The organism is Nonomuraea spiralis (assembly GCF_014648435.1).
Taxonomy (GTDB): Bacteria; Actinomycetota; Actinomycetes; order Streptosporangiales; family Streptosporangiaceae; genus Nonomuraea; species Nonomuraea spiralis.
In genome coordinates this window covers 1-8641 of record NZ_BMRC01000068.1, presented here as the reverse complement: position 1 = coordinate 8641, position 8641 = coordinate 1, and the positions used below count along the sequence as shown (strand labels likewise).

The following is an 8641-nucleotide window of genomic DNA, read 5'->3' as shown; positions in this document are numbered from 1 at the left end:
CGTGGCATGGCAACCCGCTACGACAAGCTCGCCGTACGCTACGAAGCCGTCGTCATCATCGCCGCGATCAACCAGTGGCTCAAAGCCTTATGAAACACGGCCTAAGACGTTGATGTTGCTGACGGATCTCGGCTTCGTGGCCTACTTCACGATCACCGGCCTCGGCCTGATCCCGCCCGAGTGGGCCTTCGCCGACTACGCCGATCCGCTGATGGTCGACTGGAACTGGTCGTTCCTCTGGATCGACCTCACGGCCAGCGCGACCGGCCTGACCAGCCTGTGGCTCCTGCGCCGCGCCCGGCCCACCGGCGAGCCGCTGATGCTGGTCTCGCTGGTGCTGACGGCCGCCTCGGGGCTGATGGCGATCGCGTTCTGGACGTTGCGCGGCGACTTCGCGCTCGCCTGGTGGATCCCCAACCTCTACCTGCTGCTCTTCCCGTTGCCGGCCATCGCCGGGCTCACCGTCCGGGGAAGAAGTCCGCACTCTGGACGTATTCCATCGCCTTGACGAACCCGGGGTCGGTCAGCCGGCGCTCCGCCTCCTCGGGGGAGACGTCCTCGACGCGGGTCTGGATCCACCACAGGTTGCCCCACGGGTCGCGTACCCGGCCGACGCGGTCGCCGAAGAACAGATGGGTGACCTCGGTGACGGACGTGCCGCCGGCCTCGACCGCCCGGCGATGGGCGGCGTCGGCGTCGGGCACGTACAGGCGGAGGAAGCCCGGCGTCGGCGGCCACTCGGGGCGGGCGTCGAACATCATCACCACCGCGTTCCCGATCCGCGCCTCGGCGTGCGCGATCCGGCCCTCCTCGTCGGCCATCCGGCCCAGTTCCACGGCGTCGAAGGCGGCCTCCAGCCAGGTGATCAGGCCGTCCGTGTCGGATGAGATGAGCCACGGCGTCACGGTGGTGTAGCCCTCGGGGATGGGGTTGACGGTCATGATGTGCCCTCCGGAATCGGTGCGATGGGAAGACGATAGGAGGCCAGTAGGTCAGTTCTTGTCCTACATCGCGGGCATTCTTGGGGCATGACGTCTTTGCGGTTGCTGAGCCTGCTGTCGCTGCTGCAGACCCCGCGTGAGTGGCCGGGCGGCGAGCTGGCCGAACGGCTCGGGGTCAGCCGCCGTACGATCCGGCGCGACGTCGAACGGCTGCGCGACCTCGGCTACCCGGTGGCCGCGTCCATGGGCGCGGACGGCGGCTACCGCCTGGTCGCGGGCACGGCCATGCCGCCGCTGCTGCTCGACGACGAGGAGGCCGTGGCCATCGCCGTCGGCCTGGTCACCGCCGCCAGGCATCCCGTGCAGGGCATCGAGGAGGCGTCGGTACGCGCGCTGGCCAAGCTGGAGCAGGTGTTGCCGGCGCGGTTGCGCCACCGGGTGACCTCGCTCGGCGCCGCCACCGTGCCGCTGCCCGGCGTCGAGGGGTTCGACGTCGATCCGGGCCGTCTCACCGCGCTGGCCGTGGCCATCGCCAACCGTGAACGGGTGCGCTTCCGCTACCTGGCCGCCGACGGCGCCGGGAGCGCCCGCCTGGTGGACCCGTACCGCCTCGTGGCCGCGGGCCGGCGCTGGTACCTGCTCGCCCACGACCACGACCGGGACGACCGGCGCCTCTTCCGCGTCGACCGCATCGACGACGTACGGGCCACCGGCGCCCGGACCACCACCCGCGAGCCGGACGACCCCGCCGCATACGTCGCCGCCAAGCTCTACGCGGGCGCCCCCACGTACGAGGCGGTCGTGACCCTGCACGCCCCGGCCGAGGACGTGACCCGCGGGCTCGGCGCGAACTCCGGCGAGATCACCCCCCTGGACGGGCGCACCTGCCTCCTGCGCGCCTCGGCCGACACCCTGGACTGGCTGGCCTTCCGGCTGATCACGCTCGGCTGCGAGTTCGAGGTGCGCGAGCCGCCCGAGCTGGTCGAGCACGTGCGGGCGCTGGCCGCCCGTCTCACCCGCGCGAGCGCGCCAGGAACTCCAGCACCAGCGGGCTCGCCACCTCGCGGAACTCCTCGAAGTAGGCGTGCCGCGCCCCCTCGATGAGCCGCAGCTCCGCCCCCGGGATGCGACCGGCCAGGAGCGGCGCGTTGCCCGCCGGGTTGAAGACGTCGTCGGTGCCGTGGACGACCAGCGTCGGCGCGGTGATGGCGGGCAGCACGGCCCAGGCGTCGTGCCCGGCGCTCGCGGCCAGGTGGCGGCGGCGGGCGTGGGCGGGCATGCCCGGATCGCCCACCGTGTGGTACGGCCCGGGATGCGTGGCCAGCCAGGCCGGCGTGTACATCAGCTCCAGCAGCGCCCGCCCGGCCGCCGCCCGGTCGGCCTGGGCCAGCGCCCGGCGCACGTCGTTGCCGCGTTCCAGGCCGTGGGCGCCGCCCGGCGAACTGCAGCCGAGCACGAGCGTCCCGACCCGGCCGGGGTGGTCGGCGGCCAGCCATTGGGCCACCCGGCCGCCCATCGAGGTGCCGTAGACGTCGGCGCGGTCGAGGCCCAGCTCGTCGAGCACGGCCAGCACGTCCTGGGCGAACCCGCGGGTGGTGTACGGCTCGTCGGGTTTGTCGCTGTCGCCGGTGCCTCGGTAGTCGAGGGTGATCGTGCGGTGGGCGCGGTCGAAGTCGTCGCGTACCGGGTCCCACCAGCGGTGGTTGTTGGCCTGCCCCTGGAGCAGCACGAGCGCGGGGCCGCTGCCGCGGACCTGGTAGGACAGCTTGACGCCGCCCTGCGTGATGGCGAATGGCACGCCTTCGATGGTGCCACGGCGACGAATATGCCATTGACGGAGTGAGTACTCACTCCGTACCGTCGGAGGCATGACGAACCAGACAGGCCGGCGCCGCGCGCCGGCGATGAGCCCCGAACAACGCCGCGAGATGATCGTCAGGGCCGCGCTCCCCCTGGTGGTCGAGTACGGCACCTCCGTGACCACCGCCCAGGTCGCCCGCGCGGCCGGCATCGGCGAAGGCACCGTCTTCCGCGCCTTCGGCGACAAGGACACCCTGCTCGCCGCCTGCATGGCCGAGGCCCTGCGCCCCGACGACACCCTCGCCCACGTGTCCGCGATCTCCCTGGACCTGCCGCTGGCCGAGCGGCTGGTGGAGGCGTCCGAGGCGCTGCGCGGCTACCTGGCCAGGATGGGCGCGGTGGCGGGCGCCCTGGCCACCTCGGGCGGCCTCCGCCGCCCGCCCGCCTCCCACGACACGACGGGTGAGCGGCCCGCGCCCCACGACACGACAGGCGAGCGGCCCGCCTCCCAGGGCGCTCCGGGCGAGCGGGCCGTCTCCGGGCGGGAGGCGTCGATGGCGGCTTCCCGTGAGGCCCTCGCCGTGTTGTTCGAGCCCGAGCGCGACCGTCTCCGGCTGGACCCCGAGCGCCTGGCCGAGGCGTTCCAGTTCATGGTCATGGCGGCGGGACGCGGCCCGTCCCCGCTCGGCTCCGAGGAGCTCGTCGAGCTGTTCCTGCACGGCGCGCTCACGGGCGGCGAACGCCCTTGACCGACCTCTACGAAGACCTGGCGCCCCGGCGCCGCACGGTGGTGACCGTCGCCTTACTCGGCTGCGCCTTCCTCGGCATGCTCGACGGCACCGTGATCGGCACCGCGCTTCCCCGCATCGTCGAGCAGGTCGGCGGCACCACCTCGTGGTACGTCTGGCTGGTCACCGCCTACCTGCTCACCTCCTCCGTCAGCGTCCCCGTCTACGGCCGCTTCTCCGACCTGTACGGCAGGCGCGGCCTCCTCCTCTCCGGAGTCGCGATCTTCCTGGCCGGTTCCCTGGTCTGCGGCCTGGCCGGCTCGATGGAGGTCCTGGTCGTCAGCCGGGCCGTCCAGGGGATCGGCGCGGGCGCCCTGCTCACCCTGGGCATGGCCGTGATCCGCGACCTCCACCCGCCCCACCGGGCCGACGGCCTGATCCGCATGCAGTCCCTGCTGGCCGCCATGATGATCGTCGGCATGATCGGCGGCCCACTGGTCGGCGGCCTGCTCACCGACCACGCGAGCTGGCGCTGGGCGTTCCTGGTCAACCTGCCCATCGGCGTGGTGGCGGCCACGCTGATCGCGCTGCTGCTGCCCGACCGGCGTCCGCCGCGTACCACCGGCAGGCTCGACGTGGCCGGGATCGCCCTGCTCACCGCGGGTCTGTCGCTGGTGCTGATCGGCCTGAGCCTCAAGGGCAACACCGGGCGCGGCTGGATCGATCCGGCCGTGCTGGGCTCGCTGCTCGGCGGGCCGGCGCTGCTGGTCGCGCTCGTGCCCGTCGAGCGGCGGGCCGCCACGCCGGTGCTGCCGCCCGGTCTGATGCGCCGCCGCACGTACGCGGCGCTGCTGGCCGGTGGGTTCTTCTTCCAGGTGGCCGCCCTGCCCGCGGGCGTCCTGCTGCCGCTCTACCTCCAGCAGGTACGCGGTTACTCGGCCACCGTCTCCGGCCTGCTGTTGCTTCCGATGCTGGCGGGCATGACCGCCGGGAACCGGCTCACGGCCGCCCACGTACTGCGTTCCGGTCACACCAGGGCGGCGCTGCTGACCGGCGCCGCGCTGATCACGGGCGGTACGTCCGCTTTCGCCGTGCTGGGCCCGGGCACCTCGCCGTTCCTGGTCGGGATCCTGCTGCTGGCGGTGGGACTCGGTACGGGCCCGGCCATGGGCGGGCTCACCATCGCCACCCAGAACAGCGTCCCCCGTGCCGACATGGGTACGGCGACGGCGGGCTCGGCGCTGTCCAAGCAACTCGGCGGCTCCTTCGGCCTGGCCTGCGCCCAGTCGCTCATCGGCGCGCAGGCCACCACGCAGGTCACCGCGGCGGCCGTGGGCTCCACGGTCGCCCTGACCGGCGGGATCGCGGGCCTGCTGGCCTTCGCCGCGCTGCTGCTCGTCCGCGAGACCAGGCTCACGGCCGAACAGCCGGCCGCCGCCTGAGGAATTCGCCGGGATTCGGGGGAATGTTCCGGGGGGAACCCCCGTTACACAAACCGTGACCGGTGTGTCCAGTGTCCCCGGGCCTCACCTATTGCCTTCGCGGACTACCGTTCGGCTGGAGCCGCGTTGTGCCTTTCGCCGAGAGGCGACCTGCACACCGGTACACGCACACGTGGAAGCCCGCCCTCTCCGGAGGGCGGGCTTTCGCGTCCGCTACGCCGGCCGGTTCTTGGCGTAGTACGGGTCGGTGATGCCGCCCGGGCAGGCCACCTCCTCGGTGTCCAGGTGGGTCAGCTTGGCCCCCGCCTCGTACGCGCTCTGCAGGAACTCCAGCACGCCCGCCACCGGATCGCCCATGGCCCGCACGTCGTCGTAACGCAGCACGGCCAGATGGCTGCCGCGCGCGGCCAGCCACTCGGCCTGGCCGGGCTGCAGCGGCTCCCGTTCCAGGCCCTTGGGCTCGGGCGCGGTGTAGGAGTAGAACGCCGGCCAGGGCCGTTCCTTGTCGCCGAACCAGAACCCCGCGCTGATCACCTCCCGGCTGTAGGCCTCGCGCGTGACGGGGTCGGTCTCCGCCGACACCTCGGCGGGACGGCCGGTGAAGAGGGTGACCGCGATGTCGAACGTGTGCCAGAAGTGGTGGACCGGGCTGACCTTGCCGCCGAAGTCCGCCGCGAACCGGTCCAGGAGCTGCGCCACCTGCGACAGGATCCGCCAGTAGCGGTTGATCAGCATCGGGTCGTAGTGCGCGTGCCGGGTGTCCTCGGCGAACGGCGTCTCGTCCTCCAGGTCGTACGGGACCGCCCAGATCTCCGGCCGGATCCCCAGGTCGGCCAGCGTCTGGAAGAGCCGGGCCTGGAACGTGGCCACCGACAGTCCGACGAGGCTGAACTCCGCGCTGCGGCCGTCCAGCACGTCGATGACCAGGCGGTGGCGTACGAGGTCGAAGTCCACGCAGAACAGCGGCTGCTCGGCGAGCCCGCCCATCGGCCGGGTGGTCAGGCCGCGCCCGGTCAGATGGAACGGCACCTGCCACCAGTGGTTACGCCGGTTACTCACCGTCAGTCGGATCTTGCCGACTATCTGCGCAAAGCGGTGGAAGGTCTCCTTGGTGTCGACCCACTCTTCGAGTGGCATAGCCGGAAAGAGCTCCATGTCCTCTATGGTAACTACGCTGTGTAATCAACCTTCAGGGGGTCGGGCGCTACCATCCGACTTGAAGGGTGGTTCAAGTCGAGGAGCCGGGCATGCAGGACACGTTGATCGACATTGGCGAGGTGGCCAGGCGTACCGGGCTGGCCGCGTCCGCGCTGCGTTTCTACGAGCGCAAGGGGCTCATCGAGGCCGAGGGGCGCAACGGGCTGCGCCGCGTCTACCTGCCGGAGACGCTGGACCGGCTGGCGCTGATCACCTGCGCCCGCGACGCCGGGTTCACGTTGTCGGAGATCGCCGAGTTCCTGCGGGCCAGGCCGGCCGACACACGGTTGCGCGAGCGTATGGCCGCCAAGGAACGCGAGGTCGACCAGCGGGTGCAGCAGCTCACCCGGCTGCGTGACAGCCTGCGCCACGTCGCCGTGTGCGAGCACGACCCGCTGGTCGAGTGCCCCGAGTTCAAGCGCGCCGTGAAGGCCGTCAGCCAGAGCTGACGTACTTGCGCGGGCGCAGGGCGTGGGTGCGCAGCGCGGCCAGGGCCGCGTACTGTCCGGGCCTGGCCATCCGTACGGCCAGGTCGTCGCTGAAGGCCAGGTCCAGCGCGGTGAGCTGGGCGACCAGGTCCGCGACGGGCGCGGCGACGTCGTCGAGGCTCGTCGCCGGGTGCCAGCCCTCGCCGCCCACCACCTCGGCCACCCGTTCGCGCAGCTCGGCCGGCGACATCAGCACGCCGTCGGCCAGCAGCATGAGCGCGGCCTCGCGGGCCGACACCTCGAACTCGTGCTCGCCCCTGGCCAGCAGCAGCCGGGTGATGGCCTCCCACATGGCGGGCGGTGAGTTCAGCAGGTGTTTGCCGTAGTCGGTGATGGCCAGCCGGGCGCCGTCGCGGCTGATCGCGCCCAGCTCGCGCTCGGCCAGCTCACGCAGCCTCAGCGCCTCGGGCGAGGGGGCCAGCCGGAGCGGCAGGCTGCCCTCGGAGGCGGCCAGCGAGAGCAGCTTGCGCAGGGCGGGCAGGGGCTGCGGCGTCACCGGCGCGTGCAGGCGCACCTCGAACGGCTGGGCCAGCTCCCGCCGGGCCGGGCCGCGCCCGAGAACCCAGCGGTTGAGCCGTTCGCCGTGCACCCGGTTGAGCCAGCTGTCGCCGCCCAGCTCGGCGCGGGGCTCGGTGAGCCAGCGGCGGGTCAGCGCGGTGCGGTCGACGTCCTCGCCGGCGACGATCGCCAGCTCCAGGGCCGCCGAGCAGGCCACGTGCGCGCCCAGCTCCTCGGGGCCCATGATCATGCTCCACTGGAGCTCCGGTACGTCGGGCGGGAGCACGCCCGTGGCCTCCAGGGCCTTCTGGTAGGCGCTGGCGCCCGCGTCCTCGCCCTCCTGGGCGTAGGTACGCAGGATCTGGACGGTCGTGGGCGACACGCAGAGGGCGGCGTACCGTTCCATGCCGCCGAGCTGCAACAGCCGCCCGAGTGAGCGGGACAGACGTTCGTGGTCGCCTCCGGGCCGGAGCGGGCCGACCTTGATCGGAAGCGTGTACCAGAGGAACTCGCAGACGTCGAGCTGGGTCACCGTCTCCAGCGGTTCCCCACCCGTCAACCATTCGACGGCGGTCCTGGCCTCCTCGGCCAGGTCCGGCTGAGATCGCTCCAACTCGGCGAGAAGGGCGGTGACATCCGGTGCACTCATGCCTCGAAGTTTGCCGTATCGCACCCAGCCCTGACGATGACCGAATGCGGTGCGTATTGGGTCTTGCACAGCGACTACCCTACGAAACCAATGTTTACGATATGTGACCGGGTCAGATCCACCGTTTGTCGAACAACATCCTGGCCTTCCATTCGGTGTAGGGGATAATTTCGGCGGACAGAATCGGGTGCAACCACCAGAAGTTGATCAAGGCCAGCAGCGCGTACGCGCCGACCACGGCGGCCCCCAGCGTGCGGCGCATCGGCATCGCCCCGGTGGCCGTCGGCGTGGCGGGCCCGATCAGCAACCCGGCGCACAACGTCAGTGCCAGGACCATGAACGGCACCATGGGGATCGCGTAGAACAGGAACATCGTGCGGTTCTGGGCGATGGCGAAGTAGAACCAGGGCAACCACCCCATCGCGTACGCCAGCAACACCGCCCCGGCCCGCCAGTCGCGCGAGGAGACGTACCAGGCGATCAGGGCCACCAGCGCGGCCAGCGCGCCGAACCAGATCACCGGCGTGCCCACGCCGAGCACCGCCTCCGAGCAGTCCTTGGCCCCGCACACGTTCTGCTTGCCCTCGTAGAAGAAGGCCACGGGACGCAGCAGCAGCGGCCACTGCCACGGCTCCGACATGTACGGATGGGAGGTCTCCAGCCCGTTGTGGAAGGAGAAGACCTGCCATTGGTAGTGGATCCAGGAGCGCATGGAGTCGAACAGGAAGAACAGGGGGCCTGAGGAGGTGGCTTGGTCCCAGTTGCGGCCGTAGCCGTTGGCGGAGGCGAACCATCCGGTCCAGGTGGCCATGTAGGCCAGGAAGGGGACGATGGTGAAGGAGAGGAAGGCGTGGGGGGCGTCTTTGTTCCAGGCGCCGGTGTAGGGGCGTTTGAGGCC

9 protein-coding genes and 1 pseudogene are annotated in these 8641 nt (G+C 71.5%); 5 read left to right on the top strand and 5 right to left on the bottom strand.

The annotated features are described in order from the left end of the window. The first annotated feature begins 112 nt into the window (after window positions 1-112). Entirely contained in the window at window positions 113-508 is a 396-nt protein-coding gene (locus tag IEZ27_RS53150) for a DUF5360 family protein (protein ID WP_189654272.1), read from the top strand. Here the strand turns inward: IEZ27_RS53150 and IEZ27_RS53145 are convergent. Continuing rightward, window positions 459-941: a VOC family protein gene (locus tag IEZ27_RS53145; protein ID WP_189654271.1), complete on the bottom strand. Its 483-nt coding sequence runs from the start codon at window positions 939-941 to the stop codon at window positions 459-461. The two genes, IEZ27_RS53150 and IEZ27_RS53145, sit on opposite strands and share 50 nt — an antisense overlap. Before the next feature lie 87 nt (window positions 942-1028). On the opposite strand from IEZ27_RS53145, the gene IEZ27_RS53140 reads away from it, so the two are divergent. Then, window positions 1029-2045, top strand: a complete 1017-nt coding sequence (locus IEZ27_RS53140) for a helix-turn-helix transcriptional regulator (protein ID WP_189654270.1) — start codon at window positions 1029-1031, stop codon at window positions 2043-2045. Here IEZ27_RS53140 and IEZ27_RS53135 read toward each other — a convergent pair. Then, complete coding sequence (locus IEZ27_RS53135) at window positions 1954-2739, bottom strand: alpha/beta fold hydrolase (protein ID WP_229825326.1); 786 nt, start codon at window positions 2737-2739, stop codon at window positions 1954-1956. The two genes, IEZ27_RS53140 and IEZ27_RS53135, sit on opposite strands and share 92 nt — an antisense overlap. 70 nt (window positions 2740-2809) lie before the next feature. Here IEZ27_RS53135 and IEZ27_RS53130 point away from each other — a divergent pair, with 70 nt between their 5' ends. Continuing rightward, window positions 2810-3490, top strand: a complete 681-nt coding sequence (locus IEZ27_RS53130) for a TetR/AcrR family transcriptional regulator (protein WP_229825324.1) — start codon at window positions 2810-2812, stop codon at window positions 3488-3490. Beyond that, window positions 3487-4911, top strand: coding sequence for an MFS transporter (locus IEZ27_RS53125; protein WP_229825321.1), 1425 nt, complete (start codon window positions 3487-3489; stop codon window positions 4909-4911). Before IEZ27_RS53130 ends, IEZ27_RS53125 begins: the two co-directional genes overlap by 4 nt. A gap of 213 nt (window positions 4912-5124) precedes the next feature. Here the strand turns inward: IEZ27_RS53125 and IEZ27_RS53120 are convergent, their stop codons facing one another. Then, window positions 5125-6066: a DUF5996 family protein gene (locus tag IEZ27_RS53120; RefSeq protein ID WP_189654268.1), complete on the bottom strand. Its 942-nt coding sequence runs from the start codon at window positions 6064-6066 to the stop codon at window positions 5125-5127. A gap of 92 nt (window positions 6067-6158) precedes the next feature. On the opposite strand from IEZ27_RS53120, the gene IEZ27_RS53115 reads away from it, so the two are divergent. Beyond that, complete coding sequence (locus IEZ27_RS53115; protein WP_189654267.1) at window positions 6159-6557, top strand: MerR family transcriptional regulator; 399 nt, start codon at window positions 6159-6161, stop codon at window positions 6555-6557. Here IEZ27_RS53115 and IEZ27_RS53110 read toward each other — a convergent pair. Beyond that, the gene (locus IEZ27_RS53110; RefSeq protein ID WP_189654266.1) at window positions 6544-7743 is read right to left on the bottom strand and encodes a hypothetical protein; all 1200 of its coding nucleotides are present in this window, start codon (window positions 7741-7743) and stop codon (window positions 6544-6546) included. The genes IEZ27_RS53115 and IEZ27_RS53110 overlap by 14 nt on opposite strands. A 112-nt stretch (window positions 7744-7855) precedes the next feature. After that, window positions 7856-8641 (bottom strand): annotated as a pseudogene (locus IEZ27_RS53105) (phospholipid carrier-dependent glycosyltransferase); the annotation flags it as partial.